Annotated in this window: 32 protein-coding genes; 23 read left to right on the top strand and 9 right to left on the bottom strand. The window is 35.8% G+C overall.

Annotated elements, in window-relative coordinates; genetic code table 11:
• Positions 1-4: 4 nt before the first annotated feature.
• The 4 genes from brnQ2 to AC1DMU_RS18375 all read right to left on the bottom strand — a co-directional run bounded on the left by brnQ2 (position 5) and on the right by AC1DMU_RS18375 (position 2,608).
• The gene (gene brnQ2 / locus AC1DMU_RS18390; protein ID WP_046957263.1) at positions 5-1,321 is read right to left on the bottom strand and encodes a branched-chain amino acid transport system II carrier protein BrnQ2; all 1,317 of its coding nucleotides are present in this window, start codon (positions 1,319-1,321) and stop codon (positions 5-7) included.
• A gap of 217 nt (positions 1,322-1,538) precedes the next feature.
• Positions 1,539-2,108, bottom strand: a complete 570-nt coding sequence (gene cotJC, locus AC1DMU_RS18385) for a spore coat protein CotJC (RefSeq protein ID WP_000265275.1) — start codon at positions 2,106-2,108, stop codon at positions 1,539-1,541.
• A 12-nt stretch (positions 2,109-2,120) separates the two neighbouring features.
• The gene (locus tag AC1DMU_RS18380; RefSeq protein ID WP_000194492.1) at positions 2,121-2,384 is read right to left on the bottom strand and encodes a spore coat protein CotJB; all 264 of its coding nucleotides are present in this window, start codon (positions 2,382-2,384) and stop codon (positions 2,121-2,123) included.
• Between the two features lie 8 nt (positions 2,385-2,392).
• On the bottom strand, positions 2,393-2,608 hold the full coding sequence (locus AC1DMU_RS18375) for a spore coat associated protein CotJA (protein ID WP_046957262.1): 216 nt from the start codon (positions 2,606-2,608) through the stop codon (positions 2,393-2,395).
• Between the two features lie 48 nt (positions 2,609-2,656).
• On the opposite strand from AC1DMU_RS18375, the gene AC1DMU_RS18370 reads away from it, so the two are divergent.
• Positions 2,657-3,070, top strand: coding sequence for a VOC family protein (locus AC1DMU_RS18370; RefSeq protein WP_097891327.1), 414 nt, complete (start codon positions 2,657-2,659; stop codon positions 3,068-3,070).
• A 14-nt stretch (positions 3,071-3,084) separates the two neighbouring features.
• Positions 3,085-3,864: a DUF2935 domain-containing protein gene (locus AC1DMU_RS18365; protein WP_088062050.1), complete on the top strand. Its 780-nt coding sequence runs from the start codon at positions 3,085-3,087 to the stop codon at positions 3,862-3,864.
• A 17-nt stretch (positions 3,865-3,881) separates the two neighbouring features.
• On the opposite strand, the gene ku is transcribed toward AC1DMU_RS18365, so the two are convergent.
• Positions 3,882-4,694: a non-homologous end joining protein Ku gene (gene ku, locus AC1DMU_RS18360; RefSeq protein WP_088062052.1), complete on the bottom strand. Its 813-nt coding sequence runs from the start codon at positions 4,692-4,694 to the stop codon at positions 3,882-3,884.
• Positions 4,695-5,044: 350 nt separating this feature from the next.
• On the opposite strand from ku, the gene AC1DMU_RS18355 reads away from it, so the two are divergent.
• The 4 genes from AC1DMU_RS18355 to AC1DMU_RS18340 all read left to right on the top strand — a co-directional run bounded on the left by AC1DMU_RS18355 (position 5,045) and on the right by AC1DMU_RS18340 (position 6,786).
• Positions 5,045-5,326, top strand: coding sequence for a YkvA family protein (locus AC1DMU_RS18355; protein ID WP_000733852.1), 282 nt, complete (start codon positions 5,045-5,047; stop codon positions 5,324-5,326).
• Positions 5,327-5,337: 11 nt separating this feature from the next.
• The gene (locus AC1DMU_RS18350) at positions 5,338-5,943 is read left to right on the top strand and encodes a DedA family protein (RefSeq protein ID WP_061677846.1); all 606 of its coding nucleotides are present in this window, start codon (positions 5,338-5,340) and stop codon (positions 5,941-5,943) included.
• Positions 5,944-6,052: 109 nt separating this feature from the next.
• Positions 6,053-6,421: a DUF3992 domain-containing protein gene (locus AC1DMU_RS18345; RefSeq protein ID WP_088062054.1), complete on the top strand. Its 369-nt coding sequence runs from the start codon at positions 6,053-6,055 to the stop codon at positions 6,419-6,421.
• 20 nt (positions 6,422-6,441) lie between these two features.
• On the top strand, positions 6,442-6,786 hold the full coding sequence (locus AC1DMU_RS18340) for a DUF3992 domain-containing protein (RefSeq protein WP_000525802.1): 345 nt from the start codon (positions 6,442-6,444) through the stop codon (positions 6,784-6,786).
• Positions 6,787-6,843: 57 nt separating this feature from the next.
• On the opposite strand, the gene AC1DMU_RS18335 is transcribed toward AC1DMU_RS18340, so the two are convergent.
• Positions 6,844-7,269: an S-Ena type endospore appendage gene (locus AC1DMU_RS18335; protein WP_088062056.1), complete on the bottom strand. Its 426-nt coding sequence runs from the start codon at positions 7,267-7,269 to the stop codon at positions 6,844-6,846.
• Positions 7,270-7,620: 351 nt separating this feature from the next.
• Here AC1DMU_RS18335 and AC1DMU_RS18330 point away from each other — a divergent pair, with 351 nt between their 5' ends.
• The 3 genes from AC1DMU_RS18330 to AC1DMU_RS18320 all read left to right on the top strand — a co-directional run bounded on the left by AC1DMU_RS18330 (position 7,621) and on the right by AC1DMU_RS18320 (position 10,544).
• Complete coding sequence (locus AC1DMU_RS18330; protein WP_142291677.1) at positions 7,621-10,083, top strand: LamG-like jellyroll fold domain-containing protein; 2,463 nt, start codon at positions 7,621-7,623, stop codon at positions 10,081-10,083.
• An 80-nt stretch (positions 10,084-10,163) separates the two neighbouring features.
• Positions 10,164-10,367 carry a hypothetical protein gene (locus AC1DMU_RS18325; RefSeq protein ID WP_000391504.1) on the top strand — a complete coding sequence of 68 codons (204 nt, stop codon included), beginning with the start codon at positions 10,164-10,166 and terminating at the stop codon, positions 10,365-10,367.
• Positions 10,368-10,379: 12 nt separating this feature from the next.
• A complete protein-coding gene (locus tag AC1DMU_RS18320; RefSeq protein ID WP_075312097.1) occupies positions 10,380-10,544 on the top strand; it encodes a hypothetical protein in 165 nt (54 codons plus the stop codon).
• 34 nt (positions 10,545-10,578) lie between these two features.
• Here the strand turns inward: AC1DMU_RS18320 and AC1DMU_RS18315 are convergent, their stop codons facing one another.
• Positions 10,579-11,982: an amino acid permease gene (locus AC1DMU_RS18315; RefSeq protein WP_088062060.1), complete on the bottom strand. Its 1,404-nt coding sequence runs from the start codon at positions 11,980-11,982 to the stop codon at positions 10,579-10,581.
• Between the two features lie 206 nt (positions 11,983-12,188).
• On the opposite strand from AC1DMU_RS18315, the gene AC1DMU_RS18310 reads away from it, so the two are divergent.
• The 9 genes from AC1DMU_RS18310 (at position 12,189) to AC1DMU_RS18270 (ending at position 19,868) form a co-directional block, all read left to right on the top strand.
• Positions 12,189-13,388, top strand: a complete 1,200-nt coding sequence (locus AC1DMU_RS18310) for a cation:proton antiporter (RefSeq protein ID WP_142291678.1) — start codon at positions 12,189-12,191, stop codon at positions 13,386-13,388.
• A gap of 125 nt (positions 13,389-13,513) precedes the next feature.
• A complete protein-coding gene (locus tag AC1DMU_RS18305; protein ID WP_088062065.1) occupies positions 13,514-13,831 on the top strand; it encodes an outer surface protein in 318 nt (105 codons plus the stop codon).
• Positions 13,832-13,860: 29 nt separating this feature from the next.
• Positions 13,861-14,724, top strand: a complete 864-nt coding sequence (locus tag AC1DMU_RS18300) for a MurR/RpiR family transcriptional regulator (protein ID WP_000648163.1) — start codon at positions 13,861-13,863, stop codon at positions 14,722-14,724.
• Between the two features lie 150 nt (positions 14,725-14,874).
• Positions 14,875-15,759: an N-acetylmuramic acid 6-phosphate etherase gene (murQ, locus tag AC1DMU_RS18295; protein ID WP_088062067.1), complete on the top strand. Its 885-nt coding sequence runs from the start codon at positions 14,875-14,877 to the stop codon at positions 15,757-15,759.
• Between the two features lie 24 nt (positions 15,760-15,783).
• Positions 15,784-17,148: a PTS transporter subunit EIIC gene (locus AC1DMU_RS18290; protein ID WP_000711311.1), complete on the top strand. Its 1,365-nt coding sequence runs from the start codon at positions 15,784-15,786 to the stop codon at positions 17,146-17,148.
• A 48-nt stretch (positions 17,149-17,196) separates the two neighbouring features.
• The gene (locus tag AC1DMU_RS18285) at positions 17,197-18,261 is read left to right on the top strand and encodes a DUF871 domain-containing protein (RefSeq protein ID WP_088062069.1); all 1,065 of its coding nucleotides are present in this window, start codon (positions 17,197-17,199) and stop codon (positions 18,259-18,261) included.
• Between the two features lie 160 nt (positions 18,262-18,421).
• Complete coding sequence (locus AC1DMU_RS18280; RefSeq protein ID WP_046957250.1) at positions 18,422-18,826, top strand: DoxX family protein; 405 nt, start codon at positions 18,422-18,424, stop codon at positions 18,824-18,826.
• A 155-nt stretch (positions 18,827-18,981) separates the two neighbouring features.
• On the top strand, positions 18,982-19,383 hold the full coding sequence (locus AC1DMU_RS18275) for a nuclear transport factor 2 family protein (RefSeq protein WP_088062071.1): 402 nt from the start codon (positions 18,982-18,984) through the stop codon (positions 19,381-19,383).
• Positions 19,383-19,868: a PRK06770 family protein gene (locus AC1DMU_RS18270; RefSeq protein ID WP_088062072.1), complete on the top strand. Its 486-nt coding sequence runs from the start codon at positions 19,383-19,385 to the stop codon at positions 19,866-19,868. The genes AC1DMU_RS18275 and AC1DMU_RS18270 overlap by 1 nt, the downstream gene beginning before the upstream one ends.
• Before the next feature lie 34 nt (positions 19,869-19,902).
• Here AC1DMU_RS18270 and AC1DMU_RS18265 read toward each other — a convergent pair whose 3' ends face one another.
• On the bottom strand, positions 19,903-20,814 hold the full coding sequence (locus AC1DMU_RS18265; RefSeq protein WP_088062075.1) for a DMT family transporter: 912 nt from the start codon (positions 20,812-20,814) through the stop codon (positions 19,903-19,905).
• A gap of 204 nt (positions 20,815-21,018) precedes the next feature.
• On the opposite strand from AC1DMU_RS18265, the gene AC1DMU_RS18260 reads away from it, so the two are divergent.
• Together AC1DMU_RS18260 and AC1DMU_RS18255 are read left to right on the top strand one after the other, a co-directional pair.
• The gene (locus AC1DMU_RS18260) at positions 21,019-21,513 is read left to right on the top strand and encodes an Lrp/AsnC family transcriptional regulator (protein ID WP_000446106.1); all 495 of its coding nucleotides are present in this window, start codon (positions 21,019-21,021) and stop codon (positions 21,511-21,513) included.
• 128 nt (positions 21,514-21,641) lie between these two features.
• The gene (locus AC1DMU_RS18255; RefSeq protein ID WP_048545675.1) at positions 21,642-22,097 is read left to right on the top strand and encodes an N-acetyltransferase; all 456 of its coding nucleotides are present in this window, start codon (positions 21,642-21,644) and stop codon (positions 22,095-22,097) included.
• A 65-nt stretch (positions 22,098-22,162) separates the two neighbouring features.
• Here the strand turns inward: AC1DMU_RS18255 and AC1DMU_RS18250 are convergent, their stop codons facing one another.
• Positions 22,163-22,933 (bottom strand): SDR family NAD(P)-dependent oxidoreductase, encoded by a 771-nt coding sequence (locus tag AC1DMU_RS18250; protein ID WP_088062077.1) that lies wholly within the window; start codon positions 22,931-22,933, stop codon positions 22,163-22,165.
• Positions 22,934-23,070: 137 nt separating this feature from the next.
• Between AC1DMU_RS18250 and AC1DMU_RS18245 the strand changes: the two genes are divergently transcribed.
• The 3 genes from AC1DMU_RS18245 (at position 23,071) to AC1DMU_RS18235 (ending at position 24,505) form a co-directional block, all read left to right on the top strand.
• Positions 23,071-23,430 carry a MerR family transcriptional regulator gene (locus AC1DMU_RS18245; protein WP_088062079.1) on the top strand — a complete coding sequence of 120 codons (360 nt, stop codon included), beginning with the start codon at positions 23,071-23,073 and terminating at the stop codon, positions 23,428-23,430.
• A gap of 413 nt (positions 23,431-23,843) precedes the next feature.
• Positions 23,844-24,188 (top strand): DMT family transporter, encoded by a 345-nt coding sequence (locus AC1DMU_RS18240; RefSeq protein ID WP_048545668.1) that lies wholly within the window; start codon positions 23,844-23,846, stop codon positions 24,186-24,188.
• Between the two features lie 2 nt (positions 24,189-24,190).
• A complete protein-coding gene (locus tag AC1DMU_RS18235; RefSeq protein WP_000539670.1) occupies positions 24,191-24,505 on the top strand; it encodes a DMT family transporter in 315 nt (104 codons plus the stop codon).
• Positions 24,506-24,608: the final 103 nt, after the last annotated feature.

Here is a 24,608-nt window from a genome sequence, read left to right as displayed (position 1 = left end):
TTCTTTATTTTGTAGAAACTTCACCTTCAGCTTCTGTTTGAGGAATATAGTATCCGATTATACCACCAATGATTGCTGGAATAATCCAACCAATTCCTAAGTTATAAAAAGGAATGGTGTGTACGATATTAGCGATAAAACTTGGTATCATTCCCACATTATCCAGTGCATGAATACAGCTAATAATGAATGCTGCGATCATTGCTCCGATGTAGACAGAAGGTTTACGTTTCGTATATTTATCAAGAAATGATACGAAAATTAAAATGATTGTAATTGGATATAAAATAATTAATACAGGTAATGTAATTTTGATTAATAAACTTAATCCTAAGTTTGAAATCACGAAGCTAAAAATACAAACGTATAGTACGAGCTTTTTGTAGGAAACGTTTGTTAATACTGTTGCAAAATAGTTGGCGAATGCACTTACAACACCAATGGCTGTCGTTAAACAAGCGAAAATAATGGCGATGCTTAATAAAACATTACCGCTTGTCCCAAAGAATTGGTACATAACAGTAGCTAATAGTTGACCACCGTTCTCGAATTGTCCTAAGTTGCCGTTTGAAGCGCCGATATAACCAAGTAAGAAATAAACAATTGTTAAGAATAAGGCTGCAATGCTTCCGCAAATAATTGTATATTTCGCAATTGATTTCTTCTCTTGTATACCGTTTTGGCGAATTGCATTTACAACAATTGTTGATAATACGAGAGCACCGATTGCATCTAACGTTAAAAATCCTTCAAGAAATCCTTTGAAAAATGGAATTTCTTTATAGTCACCAATAGGTTCTGTAAACGTTCCTGGTGAAAGAATCGCTTTTGTTGCCATAATTGCAATAATTCCAAGTAAAATTGGCGTTAATATTTTTCCAATATGATCTACTAATTTTGATGGATTTAATGATAAGAAGTAAACGACTGTAAAGAAAATCGCACTAAAGATTAACATAGAGTACCATTGGTCCGGGAAAAGTGGTGCAATCCCAATTTCGTAAGATACAGATCCAGTTCGTGGAATAACAAATAGTGGGCCGATTGAAAGATAAATAATGATAGCGAATATTGCTGCGAATTTTGGATGAACACGGCTTGCTAAAGTGTTAAAACTACCACCGGCAAGGGCAACAGCGACGATAGCTAGTAAAGATAAACCGACGTCTGTAATAATAAATCCTGTAATGGAGACCCACATATTTTCTCCGGAAGAAAGACCGAGAAGGGGCGGAAAAATCATATTACCAGCACCGAAGAAAACTGCGAATAGTAATAAACTAATCGAAAGTATTTGCGCTGGCTTTAAAGTTGTACGCATATAAAGAAAATCCTCCTAATGAGTATTTTTGTCGAAAATTCAAATAATTTGTCGAGTAACTGTTACTATTTTAAAGGTCTGATGACTAGAAAGCAATAGGGAATTTTGAAAATATTAAAAAATAATACATTAAATCGAATAAATATACTATTTATATCTTTAATAGGAAGGATTTAACTTTTAACGTAAAAAAACACATATCACTAGGATACGTGTTTTAAAAAAATATTTTTTTATCACGTTCTTCTTTTAAAATTTCAACTGCTTCTCGGAAACGTTGTGAATGGACAATTTCTCGTTCACGTAAGAAGCGTAGGCTGTCATTTATATCTGGATCATCTGATAAATTAATGAGCCATTGATATGTTGCACGTGCTTTTTCTTCAGCTGCGATATCCTCGTATAGATCGGCAATTGGATCACCTTTAGCCTGTATATACGTTGCAGTAAATGGAACACCAGCAGCATTATGGTAATGAAGTGCACTATCATGATCAACATAATGAGGATCAAGTCCAGCGGCTTTCATTTGTTCAGGAGTTGCATCTTTCGTTAGTTTATAAACCATCGTAGCAATCATTTCAAGGTGAGCAAATTCTTCTGTACCAATATCAGTAAGTAGGCCAATGACTTTATCAGGAATTGTATAACGTTGATTTAAGTAACGTAGTGCAGCAGCTAGCTCGCCATCTGCACCGCCATATTGCTCAATTAATAATTTTGCAAGTGCTGGATTGCAAGTTCCCACTTTAACTGGGTATTGTAATTTCTTTTCATAAATCCACATAGTTTCTCTCCTTTATATTTGCCATGGCCAAGGACCTTTGCTCCATTCCCAAGGAGCATTGGAATAGCTGTTTCCAAACTGTTGGAGTGGCCCGTATTTTTCTTCCATCTTTTGTTTTAATACTCGCCGTTTATAGGAAAAATCATTAAATTGATTAATCGCAGCGGTGTCATCTGGATGTGTATCTAAATAAAGAGTGAGTTCAACTAGTACAAAGTCCAGTTCTTGAAGCTCCAGTAAAAGCTGATAGTATTCTTCTGGTAGCGATTGAGTCACGTCAGTAGTCACCGCCCTTTTTTATAAGGATTTTCATAATAGTCATAAAAAATAGGCCATAAAGTCCCTTTTTGTAGCGCTTCTTTTGGCGTGAATTGTGGTAAGTTTGGCGGTTGAAAGCCTAAAAATAAATTAGGAGGAGTAGAATAATATTTTTTTCCGATAGGAGGACAAGGGTCGAGAGGACTATGATAGGGCACGAATGATCTCATATATTTATTCACGAATAAACCTCCTTAAATGTTCATTACTACGTATTGTATTCAGACATAATGAGCATTTATGACACATATAAAAAAGTAATAAGTACAGGGGGAATGAATGTGGAGAATGTAAAGAATTTAATTGTGTTAGAAGTAAAGAACTTAAAGGAAACTCTGTATTTTTACGAAGGGATTTTAGGAATAACACCTAGTTCAGAGAGGCCGCAATTAGATATTACAGGGGTTTGGTATGATACCGATTCAACGAGAATTAGTTTTGTTATGAATCGCAGCTTGGGCGGGCGTGAGAAGAGTGTTACGGACTCAGTTGATGTTCTAACGTTTTCAATTTCTAACATAGAGAATGTAAAGAAGAGGTTAGTATTTTATAAAATTGCATATACAGAAAACAAAAGTGAGAAAAGTATTGTAGTACAAGACCCAGATGGATATAAACTTCAAGTGGTAGAGAAGGATGAATAAACGGAGGGGATTTAGTGGAGAGAAATTATGAAGAAAGTGCGTTGTTTGAGCATCAATTTTGGCTAAAGGTACTTACTGATCATGCACAATTTTTACTTGATACATTAGCTCCGAAGGAAAAAGAGGATATAAAAAAAGCTACTTACTTTGTTGAAACATTTACGAACCTGTTAAATAAAGTTCGGAATGTGAATCTGATGGCATTCTCAAAAGAGGCAGAACAAGCTGCTAAGGAAATTCGGACGTTTAAATTAAGTATTATACAGAAGCAGTTGGAAGGGAAAATTACTATTCATTTTACACCAACTTTTATTAATCATATGGTAAACGAAGTGGAAGAGTATATAGCGGTTTTAGAGTTTTTGAAGAAAGGGGAAGTTCCGCCTGTTTTTCATGAATTGCATTATCATCTCGTTTGGTTAACGGATGCGGCTGGTCATGCGGGCTCTATTTCTGGTGGGCTAGATCTTGTTGAAAAAAGATTAAAAGAGAAAAGCGAAGAATTTACGAAGCATTTTGAACAATTTTACTTAAAGGCAGTTGAGATGACTGGGTATTTACGAACGGAGCTTCATCATTTTCCAGCATTAAAGAAGTTTACAAAAGATGTTTCACTTGAATTGAAATTATTTTCGCATTTTTTACATGAAGTGGAAGAGCTCGAGTTATCGCATGAAGTATTAAGTGCACTATCAGCTAGAATGGCAGATCATATGGCAAGAGAGGAATGTTATTATTTATTAAAATTAGCTCAATCATCTGGACTCGAAATGCCGAAATGTAATCCGCTTTAAAGAACAAGAGGTCAATTTCATTTGGCCTCTTGTTCTTTTTTGTTTTCTCTTTTTATTTTTGCTTGTTCAATGCTTGCCTGTAATGTCTCCATAATATTAATGATGTTCGGAGCTGGAGAGATTGTTTCAGTTTTTTCCTGTTGTTCAATTTTATTCTCGATTAATTCGGTAAGGGCTTCTGTATATTCATCTATATACATTTCTTGTTCAAAAGGATTTGTAAGGTGGTGGATTAAATTAATTGCTGCGGTGAGTTCTTGTTTTTGGATAGGGTAATTTTCATTACTTGGTAAGTTAGGTGTATTTGTTATATCGCGAATTTCATTAGGGTAGTGGATGGTTTGTAACATAAGTCCATCTTCAAAGTTACGGATAATAGCTAAATGTTGTTTTTTTCTAATAGAAATATGAATAAGCCCAAGTTTATTTGTACGTTCAAGAGCTTCTTTTAATAATAAATATGATTTTTCATGTCCTGGGGTAGGGCCTATAAAATAAGAACGGTCATAAAGAACAGAATCGATTTCGTTATTTTGGATAAAAGATATAATACGAATGGATCGTGGTTCGTGAGCTTTTTGCAACGCAGCTAATTCTTTTTCATCAATAATGATGTATTTATGAGGTGCATATTCATAGGCTTTTACAATATCTTTATCATCAATTTCTTCATCCGTACAATCAGGAGCAAATTTTTTATATTTAATAGGTGTTAAGCATTCTTTATGGAGACTTAAAAATTTTATATCGGTTTCTTCTACGGCGCTATATAGTTTAATTCCTATATTTAATAGTCCAAGTGAAAGTGCACCTTTCCATACGGTATGCAAATGAAACCTCTCCTTTCATTCAAAAATGATTATGTATATTATGAGATAGTAAGAAATTTCCTATACGTTTTTTGTTTTTTACGGAAGGGTAAGCAGGAGGGATTGGGATATAAAATATATTGACAAGCCCTCTGAAATATTTTAATGTGAGTGTATAAAATTGTGTATAAAGGGGAGTAACTTATTACAGTAAAGTCGTCATTACAGGGAGAAACCCTCGGCTTTATTGGCAACGTTTCGTTGTTAGTGAGACCTTTACCAGCAATGGTAAAGGCCCCTTATTGTCTTTTTTAGGACCCTTACCATATTTGGTAGGGTCCTTTTTGTATACAAAGAGAGGAGAAATAAAAATGAAAAAACTTATTAGTAGATTAAGAGTTGTATTTCATGTCCGTCGTTTCGTTCCATTCCTATTTGACTTTTTTACTTCAAAAGAGGTTTCAATAAAGAAGAAAATTTTATCTGTTGCTTTTTTAGTTGGGTATGTTGCGATGCCGCTTGATTTAATTCCAGACTTCCTGCCGTTTATCGGTATTTTAGATGATATTGGAATTGTGTTATTCATTTTGAACCGAATTGTAAAAATGGCGCCAGTTCAATTACAAGAAAAGCATAACGTAAACGTAGGATAGGAGTTAAAAATATGGAGCAAATTATTTTAGATATAATTGAGTTTTTAAAGCAGTTTTCTTATTTTGGAGTTGTGTTAGCATTAACGTTTGAATTTATTCCAGCAGAAGTAGTGTTGCCTATGGTTGGATATTGGGTATACGAGGGGGATATGAATTTTTGGCTAGCTGTATTAGCTGGAACACTGGGGGGAACGACAGGACCATTAACGTTATACGCACTCGGTTATTACGGTGGTCGTCCTCTATTAATAAAGTACGGGAAATACTTCTTTATTAAAGAAGAACAAATTCAAAAAGCAGATGATTTCTTTGAGAAATATGGACCAGTTGTAGCATTTGTTGGACGCTTTGTACCGGGAGTTCGAACGCTTATTTCTGTTCCATGTGGTATGGCAAAAATGAACATATGGAAATTTAGTATATATACATTTGTAGCAATGTTCCCGTTAACGACTTTGTATATTTATTTTGGGATGAAATTAGGTCCGCATTGGGAAAAAGCGGCGGATGTTGTTGGACAATATATGTTACCGATATTACTAGTCGTAGTTATTGTTGTAGGTGGTATTTTAATCTATAAATTTATGAAAAAAAGAAACAGAACGGAATCTATCTAGTCATTAGTACAGGAGTTGTCTTATTTTTGAAAATAGATGAATAGTACAGGCAAAAGACTCTGAAGGACATACACATATAAGGAATAAGTAAGAGAGAGGGGAAACTTCTATGTCTTGTGAATGCTCAGGGGCGGCATTAACGTGTTGTCCAGATAAAAATTATGTGCAAGATAAAGTGTGTAGTCCATGGTCTGCTACTGTAGTTGCAACAGCAATTGATAATGTTCTTTATACAAATAATATTAACCAAAATGTAGTTGGTACTGGTTTTGTTAAATATGATGTTGGCCCAGGTCCAATTACTGTAGAAGCGCTTGATTCTGCTGGGGCTACAATTGATACACAAACATTAAACCCAGGAACGAGTATTGCTTTCACGTATCGTCGCTTTGATAGTATACAAGTTGTGTTACCTGCAACACCTGCTGGAACGTATCAGGGAGAATTTTGTATTACAACACGTTATCCACTTTCATAGCAGAATAGGAGAGGATCAAAATGGGAATGAGAAGTTCCGGTTTGTCTTGTTGTTCTAATAAAACACTTGTGCAAGATCAAGTATGTACAGACTGGTCTATTACAGGTGCTGGTACTCAAATTGTATATACGAATAATATTACACAAGAAGTATATGGTTCAGGTTACGTGAAATATGATGTAGGGGCAGCTCCGATTACAGTTGATTTTTTAGTAGGTGCTACAGTAGTTGATACAATTACTGTACAACCACAAAGTAGTGGTACTTTCACTGTACGATATTTTACGACTGTCCGAATTACTACGACAGGAACAACTGTTAATCAAGGAGAGTTTTGTATTACTGTACGTTATCCAATTTCATAAAAAAGCATACCGTAAATGGTATGCTTTTTTTATTAAGGACGTAATGAAATTGGTATTTTATAAGCAACATGTAAATTGGCAACAGTACTTACCTTCTAAATATAGTGAAGGATTACTTTGTATATTGATAATCCTGACTGACTCTAAGTCTTTTCCTGTGTACGATATTGTATTACCAGGAAACACAGTGAAAACATTAGTTACTGCTCCAGTGATTTGAATTGTAATTGCTTCTGTGCTGCTAGTACTATTGTAAACCGAGACAGTACCTGATATAAGTAGTATCCCATCACTTTGCCATAGTATCATTGACTGTAATGCATCTTTGGCAGATGGGATGGTGTTATTAGTTATGAGGAAATTCCCTGCAAATTCATTTGTTACTCGCTCGCAATTTGGATTTGGGGGAGGGGGCGGTGGACAAGGGTCTGGACAAATAATAGATAAAGGAGCGAAACAGCCAATATTTCTTTTATTCTTCAATATAACCCCTCCTTTTAAGTTGTCTTTTACTACTATTAAATGTAGAAGCATGGCCGATGTGTTAAAAAAGAAGGAAATGTTAAAAATTAAGATTGTCCAATAGGCTTAAACTTTAATTTATCATTAGTGTTATAGAAAAGATTATATGTGAATAGTCATAGGAAAAGAATGATCAGACTCTTTTAGACAAAAGGTGGTTGTATACAATAGTACGAGGAATGTTGGACTTAACTTCTAATTAACTGTATATTTACAAAAATCTAATAAAATTAATTTGTTATTTAAACGGCATTAATATGTTTTAGATAAAATAGCCCTTGTAATGAATCAATTATTATGAGGAGGATTCACGTGGAAAGAACTATTTTACGAAAAGTAAAAGGCCTTATTGGATTATTAATGGTTTTTGTATTAGCGTTCGTATCATTTCCGTGGAGTACATCAGTCAAAGCGGAAGAGAAGAAGCAAGAAAAGGCACCAAGCGAGAAGAAGATCGTTTTTCCAGTCGTAAGTGATGTACATATTAAAAATAGTGGAACGGATGATACGTTTCGCTGGAAACGAGCAATCGAGCAACTTAATACACTTGCACCTAAACAAGATGCGTTCGTAATTGTGGGAGACTTTACTGATTCAGGATCGGTACAACAATATGATCGTTTCATGCAAGTATATAATGAAAATGCAAATAAAGATGCGGTACGAATGAATTCTCTAGGCAATCATGATTATTGGAACGGTTTAACTGTAGAGGGAGCGCAGAAACGTTTCTTAGAAAAAACAGGTATGGAATCGATTTACTATCATAAAGTGGTGAAAGGGTATCACTTCCTTGTAATGTCTCCAGAGGACGGGACAACTCACGGATATTATTCAGACAAGCAAATTAATTGGTTAAAAGAAGAGATGGCAAAGGCGCAAAAAGATGATCCAGAAAAACCAATTTTCGTATTTTTACATCAACATATTAAAGATACAGTATACGGTAGTCAAGAATGGGGAACAAAAGATAGTGCGAAAATTAATGAGGTATTAAAACAATACCCACAAGTTATTACGTTTTCAGGTCATTCACATTATCCGTTAGATGATCCAAGATCGATTCATCAAAAAGACTTTACATCAGTTGGCACATCTTCAGTAAGTTATATGGAGGTTGAAGGTGGTAAAGTACAAGGAAATATCCCGTCAGGAGCTAGTACATTAAGCCAAGGTTTATTAGTAGAAGTAGATGATAAAGAAGTAACGATTAATCGCCGTGATTTCCATACAAATTCTTGGACAGGCGAGCCTTGGAAAATTAAATTACCATCAAAGAAAGACACATTTACACATGTAGAAGATCGTGATAAAGAAAAGCCATACTTTGCAAAAGATGCGAAGTTGTCGGTATCAAATGTAACAGAAAATGCAGCAACAGTAACATTCCAGCAAGCGTTGGACAACCTTCTTGTTCATTCTTACCGTGTACAAGCGAGAGATAAGCAAACGGGAGAAATAAAAAATAAATTGTTAGCATTCTCAGAGTTTTATCGTGATCCAGTGCCGAAAGAACTGACATTTACGCTTGCAGGACTAGATGGCGGGAAAACATATACACTGGAAGTCGTTGCGATTGATTCATTCGGCAACGAAAGTGTACAATCATTAACGGCAGAGATTACTACGAAAAAAGATAATATTGACCCGAATGTGAAAGTACCAAAGGCGGATGTTTTTGATGTAAACTTTGCAGATGGTACATTTAAAGACAATTCATCATTTGGTACAAAAGGTGATGTTAAGGGTAATGTGACTATTGAATATGATAAAGTGTTGAAAAAGAATGTTATGAAGCTAAACGGAAAAGCAAATACATTTGGATACCTTCCATTTTCAGCAGCACAAAAAGAGAAAGTAGCAAATACATTTACATTAGAAACTGTGTTTTCAATGAATGAAATTCGCGGACAAGGTATTTTACAAAATACAGAGAGCGGCGGAATTGGTTTTGAATCTACAGGAAGTGGTTATGTAGAATTATGGGCTCATATTGGTGGAAGTTATAAACGTGTTGGCGTTCAATTAGAGGCTAATAAAACGTACCATTTAACAGGAACGTATAACGGAAGTGAAGTAGCAATTTACGTAGATGGTAAAAAAGTAAATAGCCAACCAGCTACAGGGAAAGTATATCACCCGAACGTACCATTTGCGCTTGGGGCAGACCCTGATAGTAATGGGAATGGTGGTATTCCGCTAAATGGACAAATTGCGCTTGCGAAATTATATAGTAAAGCGTTAAGTTCTTCAGAAGTATTAGCAGCGTATAATGAGTTTTCTAATCGTACAAAATTAGAAGAAGTAAACGCTTTATATGAAGAGCTTGGAAAAGTAAAAGAAGTGTTAGCTGGAACGTATGAGTTTGGTGACAAACCAGGTCAATATTCAAAGGAAGCATTTCAAGCACTAGAGAAAAGCTATAACACTGCAAAGCAAGCATTTGAAAATGTAGGAAGTACTGGAGAGCAAATCGTTCAAGCGTATAACGAATTAAAAACAGCTAATGTAACATTTGTACAATCTAAAGTAGCAGAAGAACAACCGAAAACACCGAAAGAAAAATTACAAATCAATATTGAAACTGCAAAAGCAGTAGTGAAAAAAGCGCAAGCTGCAAATGTAACGGACGGTTCAGTGAAATCATTGAGTCAAAAAATTACAGTGGCAGAAGCTGTATTAAAAGATGCGAAAGTAAAAGATGCACAAGTAGAAACGATGAATCGTACGATAGAATATGCGATTTCACTCGTTGAAAAAAGCATAAGCAAATAAGAGAGAAGAAAAAGAAGCTTATCATGATAGGCTTCTTTTTTGTTATACTAAAAATAGCATAGTATGAGGGAGCGAATAATTTGGAAGAGAAAAAGCTAAAAAGAATTCTTGAATATGTATGGATCGCGGTTGTGCTCCTTGTAGGATATTATTTCTTAAAAGAGAAAAGTATATGGGTTCTATTTTTAATGACGTTTTTATTAGCGGGTTTAGGCACGTTATTTATTAACTTCTTCTTTGATAGTTTAAATGCATGGAAGAAGAAAAAGAAGGGAACGAAGTAAAGGAGGGAACATATGCAAAAGTGGAAGCTTATATATCAGGTGATTATTTTCCTATTGCTTGTAGGTATTGGCGTTTTTAAATACGCCACACCGATAGGGAATTGGGCATCGTTTACAGCTTGCATTGGCATGTTTTTCATTTTACAATCGTTAACGAAAAAAAATAATCAGACATGAAGGTAGCTCGCCGTTTTATCGGCGAGCTATTTTGTTATGCTTTTTTCTTTTCATCACTTGTTTTTTCAGTAGCTAAATGACTATGTTTTCTAGAGTAGAAGAAATAGAAGCATAAGCCGACTAGAAGCCAAACTGCAAAGCTTATCCATGTCGTTTTAGACAAATTGATCATTAAATATAAACAGCAAAGAATTGCAACAACTGGTAATACAGGTACGAAAGGTGCGCGGAATCCACGTTTTAAATCAGGATGTGTTTTTCGTAAAATAAGTACAGCGCAGCAAACGAATGTGAATGCTGTTAACGTACCGATGTTTACTAAATTCGCTAGTAAATGTAAGTCTAAAAGTCCTGCTAATAAAGCTGACACAACGCCAGTAATCCACGTGTTTAATAAAGGGATTTTTACTCTTTTATTCACACGTGCTAACGCTTTTGGAAGTAAACCGTCGCGGCTCATTGCATACGAAACGCGAACTTGTCCATACATAACGACTAAGAGAACGGTTGTCATTCCAGTCATCGCCCCAACAGCGAGTAGTCCTGCAATTGTATCTTCGCCAACGAAATGTAAGGCAAACGCAACCGGATCAGAAACATCTAATTGTGTATACGGAACCATACCTGTTAAAACGAAAGATACAATCATGTATAAAACAGTACAAATAAGAAGGGAACCGATAATGCCAATTGGTAAATCGCGCTGTGGTTTTTTCGTTTCTTCTGCAGCGGTTGCGATTGCATCAAAGCCTAAGAAGGCGAAGAATACAGTGGCAGCCCCAGTAATGATACCGTCGTATCCGAATGGAATGAACGGAGTCCAATTTTCAGGTTTTACATATTTTGCCCCTGCTACGATAAAGGCGATAATAACAGCTAACTTGATAAGAACCATAATATTATTAATGCGTGCGCTTTCGCGTATACCGAAACTTAAAAGTCCCGTAATGAGTAGTAAAATACAAACAGCCGGTAAATCGATAATGCCGCCTTTTCCTACGCCAGGGGCCGAGGCTATTATGGTGGGCAAATGGATGTTAAATCCTTGTAGTAAAGATTGTAAATAACCAGACCAACCGACAGCTACTGCCGCGACTGCAAGTAAATATTCGAGCATTAAACACCAGCCGACGATGAAGGCGACGACTTCTCCGACTGTCATATATGCGTAAGTGTACACACTTCCTGAGACAGGAATAGAAGAAGCAAATTCAGCATAACAAAAGGCTACACAAGCACAAGTAAATGCAGCAATAAGGAATGATAACATAATACCAGGACCAGAATGTTTCGCTGCGACAATACCTGTTAATACAAAGATCCCTGTCCCAATTACGGCGCCAATTCCTAAAAATGTTAAATCAAGTGCAGTTAATGTTCTATCTAACTGCCGTGGTGATTCAGTACTAAGCGGTTTTTTTCGTAATAATGACTTCACTTTGGACTCTCCCCCCCGTTTTTTCATTTCCATAACTGCGAATATAGTATGAGCCCACTAGAAAAGAGTATGTAAGTAAATGGAGGTACAGTTATGGTAGGTTGTTTTTAAAATTGCTGGATTAATCTTAATATAATTCAGAATATTTTGTCAAATAAAAATGTGACAAATAAAATGCGGATGAATAGGGGAAACTACTGGCAGGAATGGACGAGGGTTGTAAATTTACTTTGGATGGAGAAAACCCACTGATTAAAGTTAAAGTAGGAGAAGATGTTATGTTATTTTATTTTGAACTTGTCGTCATTTTACTTTGTACGAAATTAGCTGGTGATATTAGCGTTAGGCTTGGCCAGCCTTCTGTACTTGGTAAATTAATCGTTGGTATTATTATCGGTCCGGCTGTGCTTGGTATTATTAATAGTTCTGAATTGATCGATGAACTGAGTGAAATTGGTGTTTTACTACTTATGTTTATGGCAGGGCTTGAAACAGATTTAGAAGAGCTAAATCGAAATTTGAAATCTGCATTCGCAGTAGCGATGGGAGGAATTATTTTCCCATTCCTTGGTGGGTATTTAGCGGGACTTGCGTTTGGAATGTTACAGTCGCATGCGATCTTTTTAGGGTTATTACTTTGTGCCACTTCCGTTAGTATTTCTGTTCAAACACTAAGAGATTTAGGGAAAATGAATACGAGAGAAAGTACGACGATTTTAGGGGCAGCTGTATTTGATGATGTAATTGTTGTTATTTTATTAGCATTTGTGATGAGTTTTTTAGGTACACAAGATGTAAATGTAACGCTTGTCATTGCAAAGAAAATTATCTTTTTTGTCAGTATCGTTTTCATCTCTTGGAAAGTTGTTCCATGGATTATGAAAATGCTCGTACCACTTCGCGTAACAGAAGCGTTAATTAGTGCAGCTCTTATTATTTGTTTCTCATTTTCGTATTACAGTGAAATGATGGGGATCGCAGGTATTATTGGGGCATTTGCAGCCGGAATTGCCATTTCGCAAACAGAGTATAAGCACGAAGTAGAACATAAAATTGAACCGATTGCTTATGCAATATTTGTACCGGTGTTCTTCGTAAGTATCGGAATGGAAATTACATTTCAAGGTATCGGAAGCCAACTTTGGTTCATTATCATCATGACTCTTATTGCAATTTTTACAAAGTTAATCGGATCAGGTTTAGGAGCAAGATTAACAGGATTCAACCTTCAATCTTCTATTAGTATTGGTGCGGGGATGGTATCGCGTGGTGAAGTAGCGCTTATCATCGCAGCAAATGGACTTACGGCGAATTTATTAGCGAAAGAAAATTTCACAGCGATTGTTATTGTTGTTATATTAACGACGATTATTACGCCGCCGCTTTTGAAGAAGTATTTTGTATAGAGAGGAAGAGCTTATCTGATGTAGGTAAGCTCTTTTTTTATTGGAAAAAGCAATAGTCATATAGCGTGAATAGGTTGTAATTATGGTAAAATCTACGTATATGATAAGTCGAGGAGAGAAAATGTATGAGGATTACGAAGGGGAAGGTTATCGGTGTAATCATACTTATTGCGCTATGTATACCATTTACTGCATGGAAAGAATCAAAAGTGAAAGACTTTCCAGTTTCTATTTTTTCTTCCTATGTAGAAGACGAAAACCTGAAAGACTATAAGTACACTGCTTTTGTACCTGACTTTGCAATTTGGATACATGGATGGGAAAAACAGCGATCTGAAGGTGAAATAACGTCATATAAAAAAGGGGATCGAACTGTAATTGTTCACCATCCACCTGGTAATGATGGTTTTTATCTATACGATGTAAATGATATTAGAGAATAAACGCAACCGTAAGAAGTGGAGGTTAAATAGTGAAAGCTTCAACATTACTATTTAAAATTGAAAGTAATATGGATCAATTTTCACCAGCTGAAAAGAAGGTTGCCATGTACATAATGGAGAATGCAGAGATTGTTCCGAACTTAACGACGAAAGAAGTGTCAACGAATGCAGGCGCGAGTGAAGCAAGTGTTGTTCGCTTTTGTAAGTCAATCGGAATCGGAAGCTTTAAAGCATTTAAAATCGCGCTCGTTCGTGAATTGACGATTGCTGATTATAATATTAATGATTTTTCAGTTATGAATACGGAAGATGGACCGTATGACTTGTTTAATAAAGTTACGTATGTGAATAAAGCTGCAATTGAGGCGAGCGTTACTGCGATAGATAAAAAGGAACTTGAGAAAGCTGCAGATCGTATTGTAAATGCAGATAAAATTATATTTTATGGAGTAGGCGGATCAGCTACTCCTGCGATGGACGGGGCTTATAAATTTACAAGGCTCGGATTTACAGCGATGATGCTATCAGATTTTCATATGATGTTGCCGCTTGTGACGAATTTAAAAGAGGGCGATATATTTGTTGCCATTTCAACATCTGGTCGTACGAAAGATGTACTTGAAATGGCGCAATATGCGAAGAGACAAGGTGCAACAGTTATTGCGATTACAAAGCTTGACCAATCATCACCTTTATATAAAGAAGCGGATATTCGTCTTTGTATGCCAGATGTAGAGCAAGATCATCGTATTGCGAGTATTGCTTCGAGGATGACACAGCTGAATATGATTGATGCTTTATATGTGATTACTTTTAATCGAATTGGTAATAAAGTGTTGGATCAATTTATGGAGACAAGGGAAGAAGCTCTACGGTTACGGAAGTTAAAATGAGAAGATGGGGAAACCCATCTTTTTTTGCATACTGACATAAATTCGTCATGAAAAGAAATAAAATTTCATAAAATAATAAAGTAATATTGATTTTAAATTTCTTAAAGTTATAATAAAAGTATGAAATTAAATTTCAAAGTGGGTGGTAATATGTTAGAAAATTTATCGACAGAACATCGGAATGAGAAGACGATGAATTTAGATGAGATGAGCATAAAAGAAGTTTTGCAAAGTATGAATGAAGAAGATCGAACTGTTGCGTTAGCAGTTGAAAATGAAATAGAAGAAATTGAAAAGGTTGTACAGATTGTCATTAAATCCTTTGAAGATGAGGGCCGATTAATTTATATTGGGGCTGGTACGAGTGGCCGTTTAGGTATTTTGGATGCGGTGGAATGTCCGCCGACATTTGGCACAGATGATAAAATGGTACAAGGATTTATAGCAGGTGGATTGAAAGCGTTTACTAAGGCGGTGGAAGGTGCAGAAGACCGCGAAGAGTTAGCAGAAGAAGATTTAAAAAGTATTGGATTAAACGAGAAAGATACAGTGATTGGAATTGCGGCAAGTGGTCGAACTCCTTATGTAATTGGCGGTTTGAAGTACGCGGCTAGCGTGGGAGCGAGCACGGCGAGTATTTCTTGTAATAAAAATGCTGAAATAAGTAAATATGCAAAACTAAATGTGGAAGTAGAAACAGGCGCAGAAATTTTAACAGGCTCAACGCGTTTGAAAGCTGGTACAGCGCAAAAATTAGTACTTAATATGATTTCAACAGCTTCTATGATTGGTGTGGGGAAAGTATATAAAAACTTAATGGTAGATGTTCAATCTACAAATGAAAAGTTAGTAGAACGATCAAAACGCATTATTGTGGAAGCAACAGGTGTGAGCTATGAAATAGCAGCAGAGTGTTATGAAAAAGCAGAACGTAATGTGAAAGCTGCGATTGTTATGGTGTTACTACAGTGTGAGTATGGGGAAGCACTGGAGAAATTAAAAGAAGCGAAAGGGTTTGTAAAGAAGGCACTATAAAATAATAGGGATGGGGATTCTATTATGAAGAAAGAAGAGAGAATGGCCAAAGAAATATCAGAGCAACTTGGGGGAGTAAAAAATATTCGTGGCATTGCTCATTGTATGACGAGGCTGCGATTAACGCTTCATGATGAAAGTAAAGTGAATATGGACCTTTTGAAAAAGGTTGAAGGGGTTATGGGCGTTATTGAAGATGAGACGCTTCAAGTTGTTGTTGGCCCAGGGACAGTAAATAAAGTAGCAGCTGAAATGGAAGGTTTAACGGGACTGCGAATCGGTGAGGTGGCAGATCATCACCTTGAAGACCTTGGGCAAGAAATGAAGTCAGAGATTAAGAAGAAAAATAATACACCAGTGAAAAACTTTTTAAGAAAAATAGGAAGTATTTTCATTCCGTTAATTCCAGGTCTTGTTGCCTCAGGAATTATAAACGGGGTCGCTAACTTTGCGAAAAACGCAGGTGCTGATCCGAATGCAACGTGGCTACAAATGCTACTACTCATTGGTGGCGGTATCTTTACATTCTTAGGAATTTTAGTCGGCTGGAATACAGCGAAAGAATTTGGCGGGACACCAGTTCTTGGGGCGATTGCGGGTATTTTAATTTTTAACCCGGCGATGGCGAATGTAAAATTATTTGGTGAAGCGCTCGTACCCGGACGGGGCGGATTGTTTGCAGTTATTTTTGCAGCATGGCTTATGGTTGTAGTAGAAAGACAAGTTCGAAAAGCAGTGCCAAATGCAGTTGATATTATCGTGACACCGCTCATTACTGTGTTAGTCGTAAGTATTGTAACGATGTTAGCCATTCAGCCGGTAGCAGGTTTCTTATCTGAAGGAATTACAAGCGGAATTAATGGTATTTTAAGTATTGGCGGCGCATTTGCGGGAGCAGTACTTGCTGGAACATTTTTACCTCTCGTTATGGTCGGATTGCATCACGGTTTAACACCAATTCATATGGAGTTTATTAATCAAACGCACGTAACGCCTTTATTACCAGTACTAGCAATGGCTGGCGCTGGGCAAGTAGGAGCAGCGATTGCCATCTATGTAAAAACAAAAAACAAACGACTTCGTAACGTAATTAAAGGTGCATTACCAGTTGGATTTTTAGGAATTGGCGAACCGTTATTATACGGGGTTACATTACCACTTGGGAAACCGTTTCTTACAGCTTGTTTAGGTGCAGCAGTTGGCGGTGCATTCCAAGCAGTTATGAAAACAGCCGCACTCGGAATCGGTGTATCAGGATTATCATTAATTCCGTTAATTGCTGATAATAAATATTTATTATATTTCCTTGGATTAGTAGTGGCATATACTTTCGGATTCATTTTTACGTACTTCTTCGGATTCAAAGAAGAAATGGCAGAAAACATATAGAGAAAGGGATTCCTTTCTCTTTTTCTATTCATAGAAAGGGAGATTCATATGATCGGAGTTTCAATTTATCTTGCAAAAGAACGAGTAAAGAAGCAAGAAGAATGGCTAAAAGTAGTGAAGGAAAACGGGTTTTCATCTATTTTTACATCATTGCACATTCCTGAAGATGACCCTGGTACGTACAAAGAGCTAATTCAAATACTTGGGAAACAAGCTCTTGAAAATGAGATGGAATTAATGGTCGATGTTTCTCCAAAATCGTTACATCATTTAGGGATGACTTACGAAAATGTAGAAGAGTTAGTGGAATGGGGCATTACTGGTTTACGAATGGACTACGGCATCACGCCGAAAGAAATCGCAAGCGTATCTCATAAAATGAAAGTAGCTTTAAATGCGAGTACGATTACAGATTCATTTTGGAAAGAGTTAATCATAGAAAATATAAAAGTAGAGAATGTAGAAGCGTGGCATAATTTTTACCCGCGCCCAGAAACAGGACTAGCAAAATCATTCTTACAAAAACAAAACGCATACTTACATGAGTGCGGAATAAAAACGATGGCATTTATTCCGGGAGATGGTGAAAAACGTGGTCCGCTATGTGAAGGTTTACCAACGTTAGAAAAGCACCGCAATATGCGCCCACTTGAAGCGTACTTAGAACTTGTACAAGATTGTGGTGTCGATAAGGTGTTAATCGGGGATATAAGCGGAAGTATAGAAAGTGTACAAGAGATAGCGAGTGCGAGTAGAGGAATTATTCCGCTGCGATACGAGCCATTGATAGAGAAAAGTGAAGTGTTAAAAGTGGTGGAGCGAGTGCATACAAATAGACTAGATCCAGCTCGTGATGTCATTCGTTCAGTTGAATCAAGAGAAGGAAATAAAGTGATTTTAAAGCCGATGCATACAATTGCAAGAAAGAAAGGCAGCATTACAATTGATAATGAATTGTACGGTAGATATGCAGGAGAGATGCAAGTTGCCACACATGATTTGCCTAAAGATGAGAAAGTGAATGTTATTGGCATGGTTGTAGAAGAGGACTTGTCTTTATTGCCGTATGTTGGCGCTGGAAAAATGTTTCAACTTTTTTGTGCAATAGAGTAAAAGCTTGAATTAGCACTATTTTGTAGGAAAACATTATCCGTAAAAGGGATAATGTTTTTTGTTTTCTTAAAAAAAGTATTTGACGAATGAAATGAAATACCGTATTGTTTTGACTTGTAAATAAAAGTTCACCATAACAAAACAAAAAGGAGAGTTCAAAATGAACCAATATATTGGGAATTTAATTATTCGTATCGTGTTAGGAGTGACATTCTTTGCGCACGGTTTAGCGAAGTTTCAATCAGGTATCGATAACGTAGCAGGATGGTTTACAAGCATCGGCTTACCAGGTGGTCTTGCATACGGCGTAGCAACAGTTGAATTAGTTGGTGGTATATTATTAATTATCGGTTTAGGCGTAAAATATGTAGGATTGTTATTCGCTCTTATTTTAGCTGGAGCTATCGTAAAGGTAAATGGAGCAGCAGGTTTATTAGGAGATGGAAAGAATCCAGGGTATGAATTAGATCTTGCATTATTAGCAATGGGTGCGTATTTATTCGTTGTAAAAGCAGAAGGATATGTAGATCGTTTCGTAAAAGAGAAAGTAATGAAAGCGAAGTAAACTTATTTATAAATTGTTGACTTGAATCATAATTGTAACTATAATGATTACAACTAGTTGATTAAGAATAAAACAATATAAATATTTTTTTACACAAGTTGTAACCGAGGTGGTTACGACTTGTGTAAAAAATAAATAAAACGGGAGGAAGTAACATGCCTAAATCAAATTTAGAAATTATTCGAAGCACGTATGAAGGATCAGCTTCTTCGAATGCAAAACATTTAGCAGAAGCCCTCTCTGAAAAAGTAGAATGGACAGAGGCAGAAGGATTCCCATACGGGGGAACTTATATAGGTGTAGAAGCAATAATGGAAAATGTATTTAGCCGATTAGGATCAGAATGGGATGATTTTAAGGCGAGTGTAAATATGTACCATGAAGTAAACGGAAAAGATGTAATTATTGCTGAAGGTGTTTATTCAGGAGTTTATAAAGAAACGGGAAAATCATTTGAAGCAGAGTTTGTTCATGTATGGCAACTGGAGAACGGAAAAATCGTGAAGTTTAAGCAGTATGTAGATAGTCATATTGTTAAGGAAGCGATGAAGAGCTAATGCTTTTTAAATGGATTGTAGGCATATGTATTACAATTATAGTAATTATCACGTCTATAGTTGGCGGAAAGAAATTGCTTGCATATGTGGAAAAAGAGAATAAAAATATTCAAATTGAGCGAGTGGCAAACGAAAAGGAGAAGAAAGTTGCAGAAGAAGCCCCACGAGTTAGCGAAGGTGAAATTATTTCTACTATGCACAAAATGGTACACCAAAAGGTAAAATCCTCTGAGAAATGGGGATTTGTAGAAATGACAACAAAAGAAATTTATAGCGTAAAGAAAGATATTGAAAATAGTATAGGTTTTCAATATAAAACGAGGTTACTTTCTATTATAAATAGATGGGAAAAAGGAGATTTTTCACAAACAGTTGAGGAGCATAACTTTTTATGGGGCCTTCAAGGTGGAGATACCGGCAAAGCGACGGAACGTTTATCGCCAGAAGAGGAAAAGCGGTATATAAAAGAAATGAAGAGTAAATAAAAACATCGCCACCCGGATGACGATGTTTTTTTCATTAAGAATGTTTTCGCATTAAAGCTCTAGTTGGTTGAACAGTAACCGTTTTGAAATGAGAAAATAAATAACATCCTGTCACAACGATCATTGTCCCTAAAATTTGTATCCACGTTAGATCTTCACCGAGGAAAAGGAATGCTAAAATAGCTGTGAAAATCGGATTGAAGTTTAGAAAAATACCGGATGTAGTCGCTCCTAATTTTTGCACGCCAATATTCCAAAACACCATACAAAGAACTGTGGAAATAAGCCCAGTATATAAAAGTGATGTTATGAAAGAAGTATTAATATTGGAAACGGTGAAGCTCCCTATGTTAAATGGCAGTAATAGAATAACGCCGAAAATACCAGAGTATAATGTTGCCATGAGTGGTGTCGTTGTTTTTGTTGCCCATTTACTACAAACAGAATAGATTCCCCAAATACAAACAGCCGCAATCATCCATAAATCGCCGCTATTAAAATGTAGTGAAAATAAAAGTGCAAAGTTACCTTTTAATAGGACAAGAATAACCCCAAAGAATGAAAGAATCATGGATAGAATTTGAAGTGTATTTACTTTTTCTTTTAGAAATAATACTGAAAATAGTGCAATTGAAATCGCATTTAATGTAGAAATAAGCCCTACATTCGTTGCGGATGTTTTTTCTAGTGCTAGAAATTGAAAGATGTTAAAAAGAGCGACCCCTGAGATTCCCATTAGTATTAACGGAAGTATTGCGGCACGAGGTGGAATGATTTTCTTTTCTTTAAACCATACGATCGGTAATAAACAAACGATCGCAATCATCCATCTTAAACTTGTTAGTGTCATCGGTGATGCATGATCAACGAGCGATTTTCCAACGACGAAATTTCCTCCCCATAATAAGCTCGTTAGTAATAGTAAAAAGACATAAAAATAAGGCATATTAAAATCCCCTTTGTTATAATCAATGTGAATTGTAAATAATTTTAGCATTTTTCTTCGTTGTGTAATATATTCTTTTGTATAATGGTTAAAAGTCGATAAAATATTTTGTTGTAAATAGTGTTTGTAGAATGATATTCAGTTTTGTATATGTTGTAAGGTGTTTTTTCGAATAATCATCGGTAAGAAAAAGGGGGAATTGTAATGGAGTCGTCTGTTATTAAAGTGTTAGATGATTTGGACGTACAAATTTTAGATATATTGCAGAAGGAGTCTCAAGTAAGTAATGCTGAGCTTGCGCGACGCGTTAATTTATCACCAGCTGCGATGCATGCGAGAATAAAAAGATTAGATGGAGAAGGGTTCATTGATAAGCAAGTAGCCATTTTAAATCAAGAAAAGCTTGGTTTTGATTTGTTATGTTTCATTTTTATGAGTACGAATATTCATCAATCGGATAAACTTGAGGTGTTGGAGAAAGAATTAGAAGCGATGCCTGAAGTGTTAGAATGTCACTGTTTAACAGGAGAATATGATTATTTATTAAAGGTTGCAAATCGTGATCGTAAAGAGCTGGAGCAGTTTATTAGAAAGTTGAATAAGCTGGGTATTACAAGGATACAGACGAGTTTAGCACTTCGTGAAATTAAATATTCGACAGTATTACCGATCCGAAATGAGGAACCGAGCATCGATTAGATTGCTTGGTTTTTTGTTTGTATAAAGTGATTGACGGGGAGAAAAGAGAGATGTATTATTATATAAAATTATGTATTAAAATTCAATTTAGGTTATAAATATTAATATCGGGGACAAGGGGATATAATATGAAAATCTTTAATGCGGTTACGAGTGATGTGAAAGAAATTTATAGTCTTATTGAAGCTTATGCAAAAGAAGGAGTAGTTTTACCACGTTCTCTTTTATCTCTCTATCAATATTTACAATGTTTATATGTTGTGAAAGAAAGCGATGAGATTGTTGGGGTTGCTGGTTTACATGTGTTAGGGGAGGACCTTGCAGAAGTCCGGTCGTTAGTCGTCTCGCATACATATGCAGGGAAAGGAATCGGGCGTATGTTAGTGAACCATGTAATAAATGAGGCAGCGAAAATAAAAGTGAATAGAGTCATTTCTTTAACATATGAAACGGAATTTTTTCAAAAGTGCGGGTTTGATTTTGTGAATAGAGATGCGTTACCAGAGAAAGTATGGATCGATTGTAGACATTGTCCAAAGGTGGATTATTGTGATGAGGTGGCGATGATTCGATATGTTGGGTGAAATTTTCAGAGAAAAAAGGCCCACTATTATGTACGTAATAGTGGGCATCTATATTTTAGGGGAATTTAAGAACTTGAATTCGTTTTTCTTACCGCAAAATTAAAAATGGGATTTTTAAGCTCATAGTTATAAGTAGAACCATCGACAAGCCCTACAACTTTATCGCTTTCGTAAAGATCAAGCATAAATTGTGCCATTTGTTTTGCGGTGTGGAATTTCGGTACAACATTATCGTATTGGAATTCATCAATATCAAATGAACGTTTTGCAAATTCTGTTTCAGTTGCACCAGGTGCTAAAACCTTTGCTTGCAGTTTTGCACCTTGTTGTTTCAATTCGTGAGATAAACCTTCTGTAAATGCACTTACATAGAATTTCGTAGCGCAATACGTAACAGCATCAGCAACGATTGTGTATCCACCGCCTGATGAAACGTTAATAAGTTGTGTGCCATCAACCATTGAATAATCTCGAACGAAAAGAGAGGAGAGTATTGTTAGTGCTTCTATATTTACATGTAACATCGTTTCTATTTTATTTAAATTTTGTTCAGCAATGGAGGCGAAATTACCAAAACCGGCGTTGTTAATCCACGTTTCAATTTGAAAGGCTTGTAGGCTTTCATACAGCTTATAAACATTTTTCGTGATAGATAAATCCGTTCTTCGAATAACAACATCCAATTCTGGATTCATTTCGTTAATTTTTAATTTTAATCCGTCTAATTCTTCTTGTCTTCGAGCTACAAGTATTAAGTTCTTTCCGCGAGCTGCAAAGGCTAAAGCCGATTCATAGCCAATTCCAGAACTCGCACCAGTAATAACAGTGTATTTCATATAAAATCCCCCTAAGTTCAAATAAATATATTATGGTTAGATTTTATTTGTTAGAGTATACTCTAAGTCAAATGTTTTTTATGAATTTGATAAGGCTATAAAATATATGAGGGTAAGCACGTGGAGGGAGTTAGAGTATGTACACAATTAGCGAGGTGGCTAAATTAATAGGAGTGAGTACACATACACTACGTTATTATGAAAAGGAAAATATATTAATTGCAAATCGCGATACAAATGGGAATCGAATGTATGCAGAGTCGCATATAAAGTGGTTGCAGTTTGTAATGAAATTAAAACAAACGCAAATGCCAATAGCGAAAATAAGAGAATACGCTAGATTATATTTAGAAGGGGAGCATACAACCGAAGCTCGTTTACAGCTCCTAGAAGATCATAGGAAATCTATTCAGATTCAAAGAGAAAACTTAGTAATTACAGAAAAGATGCTGGAGAATAAAATTATTGCATATAAGGCCTCTTTGGAAAGTAAATAGAAAACATAATCCGACTCTTAATTATTTATGATAAAAATGGATTTGATCTCATAGTGTGCCGGCAAATAAAAAAGAGCAGCTAGCAAAAGCTAACTGCTCTATTCAAGGGATCTCTCCAAGGGGGAGTGGAGAAAATATTATGTTACTAGCAGTATTGACGGGTTATTAGGAAATATACAAATCGGATGAAAGAAATTTTAAATAATCTTTCGGTATTGACAGTTTTTAAAATATTCATGTACAATACATATGAATGACATTCAGTCATTTTCGTATGGCAGGATTTAGTTAGTTTGGCAATGGAACAAATATAAATGGTAAATGAGGATGATAGTTGTTTATATATTAGTGATGAAGGAGTATATTTTTTTAAAACAAAAATGACTGATAGTCAGTCATAAGAGGTGAGAGGTATGAAAAATAGAGCTTGGTTATATGTCATATTAACATGTATCTTTGAAATTTTTTGGGTGTTTGGTTTTAATACCGCGGATACTTGGTGGCATTGGATTATTATTTTAGGAGTTATCGCTGTTGATTTTCACTTCCTTTCTAAAGCGTGTGAACATCTTGCGACAGGGACTGTATATGCCATTTTTGCCGGAGCTGGTACGGTAGGTACTTTCTTAATGGATGTATTCCTTTTCGGCGGGAGTTTTAGCGTAGGGAAACTATTCTTTATCATGATGGTTGTAGCCGGTGTTATCGGTTTAAAGCTGGCTGATAATAAAGAAGAAACTGTGGAAGGAGCTGCTTAAAGATGGGTTGGTTTTTCGTATTTTGTGCTGCAATTAGTGAAATAGTCGGTGTGATTGGTCTTAAAATGTATAGTAAAGATAAAACGTTAGCAAATGGTGCAATTTATATAGGTGGATTTGCTACATCCTTCGCATTCTTGTATACATCTTTCTTATTTTTACAAGTAAGTGTCGCTTATGCGGTTTGGATTGGTATTGGAACAGCAGGTGCCGTTTTATTAAACATGTTCCTGTTTGGTGAGTCGAAAAGTAAAGCACGTATCATTAGTGTGGCTCTTATTGTATGCGGAGTGACAGGATTGAAGGCTCTTTCTTAAAGATATATTGTATTTATCTCCTAATGGTTTATTAGGAGATTTTTATTATTAAAAAATGATTTCCTCTTAGAGTTCACTATCATTGACAGTACAATCGATTATC

The organism is Bacillus sp. 01N45, assembly GCF_056399205.1.
This window is presented reverse-complemented; position numbering and strand designations above follow the sequence as displayed.

Excerpts from the sequence above, each read along its gene's own strand:
- brnQ2 (WP_046957263.1), bottom strand. The coding sequence starts at position 1,321 with ATGCGTACAACTTTAAAGCCAGCGCAAATACTTTCGATTAGTTTATTA.
- cotJC (WP_000265275.1), bottom strand. The coding sequence starts at position 2,108 with ATGTGGATTTATGAAAAGAAATTACAATACCCAGTTAAAGTGGGAACT.
- AC1DMU_RS18370 (WP_097891327.1), top strand. The coding sequence starts at position 2,657 with ATGAGCATTTATGACACATATAAAAAAGTAATAAGTACAGGGGGAATG.
- AC1DMU_RS18355 (WP_000733852.1), top strand. The coding sequence starts at position 5,045 with ATGAAAAAACTTATTAGTAGATTAAGAGTTGTATTTCATGTCCGTCGT.
- AC1DMU_RS18350 (WP_061677846.1), top strand. The coding sequence starts at position 5,338 with ATGGAGCAAATTATTTTAGATATAATTGAGTTTTTAAAGCAGTTTTCT.
- AC1DMU_RS18345 (WP_088062054.1), top strand. The coding sequence starts at position 6,053 with ATGTCTTGTGAATGCTCAGGGGCGGCATTAACGTGTTGTCCAGATAAA.
- AC1DMU_RS18340 (WP_000525802.1), top strand. The coding sequence starts at position 6,442 with ATGGGAATGAGAAGTTCCGGTTTGTCTTGTTGTTCTAATAAAACACTT.
- AC1DMU_RS18320 (WP_075312097.1), top strand. The coding sequence starts at position 10,380 with ATGCAAAAGTGGAAGCTTATATATCAGGTGATTATTTTCCTATTGCTT.
- AC1DMU_RS18310 (WP_142291678.1), top strand. The coding sequence starts at position 12,189 with ATGGACGAGGGTTGTAAATTTACTTTGGATGGAGAAAACCCACTGATT.
- AC1DMU_RS18305 (WP_088062065.1), top strand. The coding sequence starts at position 13,514 with ATGAGGATTACGAAGGGGAAGGTTATCGGTGTAATCATACTTATTGCG.
- murQ (WP_088062067.1), top strand. The coding sequence starts at position 14,875 with ATGTTAGAAAATTTATCGACAGAACATCGGAATGAGAAGACGATGAAT.
- AC1DMU_RS18290 (WP_000711311.1), top strand. The coding sequence starts at position 15,784 with ATGAAGAAAGAAGAGAGAATGGCCAAAGAAATATCAGAGCAACTTGGG.
- AC1DMU_RS18285 (WP_088062069.1), top strand. The coding sequence starts at position 17,197 with ATGATCGGAGTTTCAATTTATCTTGCAAAAGAACGAGTAAAGAAGCAA.
- AC1DMU_RS18280 (WP_046957250.1), top strand. The coding sequence starts at position 18,422 with ATGAACCAATATATTGGGAATTTAATTATTCGTATCGTGTTAGGAGTG.
- AC1DMU_RS18275 (WP_088062071.1), top strand. The coding sequence starts at position 18,982 with ATGCCTAAATCAAATTTAGAAATTATTCGAAGCACGTATGAAGGATCA.
- AC1DMU_RS18270 (WP_088062072.1), top strand. The coding sequence starts at position 19,383 with ATGCTTTTTAAATGGATTGTAGGCATATGTATTACAATTATAGTAATT.
- AC1DMU_RS18265 (WP_088062075.1), bottom strand. The coding sequence starts at position 20,814 with ATGCCTTATTTTTATGTCTTTTTACTATTACTAACGAGCTTATTATGG.
- AC1DMU_RS18260 (WP_000446106.1), top strand. The coding sequence starts at position 21,019 with ATGGAGTCGTCTGTTATTAAAGTGTTAGATGATTTGGACGTACAAATT.
- AC1DMU_RS18255 (WP_048545675.1), top strand. The coding sequence starts at position 21,642 with ATGAAAATCTTTAATGCGGTTACGAGTGATGTGAAAGAAATTTATAGT.
- AC1DMU_RS18250 (WP_088062077.1), bottom strand. The coding sequence starts at position 22,933 with ATGAAATACACTGTTATTACTGGTGCGAGTTCTGGAATTGGCTATGAA.
- AC1DMU_RS18245 (WP_088062079.1), top strand. The coding sequence starts at position 23,071 with ATGTACACAATTAGCGAGGTGGCTAAATTAATAGGAGTGAGTACACAT.
- AC1DMU_RS18240 (WP_048545668.1), top strand. The coding sequence starts at position 23,844 with ATGAAAAATAGAGCTTGGTTATATGTCATATTAACATGTATCTTTGAA.
- AC1DMU_RS18235 (WP_000539670.1), top strand. The coding sequence starts at position 24,191 with ATGGGTTGGTTTTTCGTATTTTGTGCTGCAATTAGTGAAATAGTCGGT.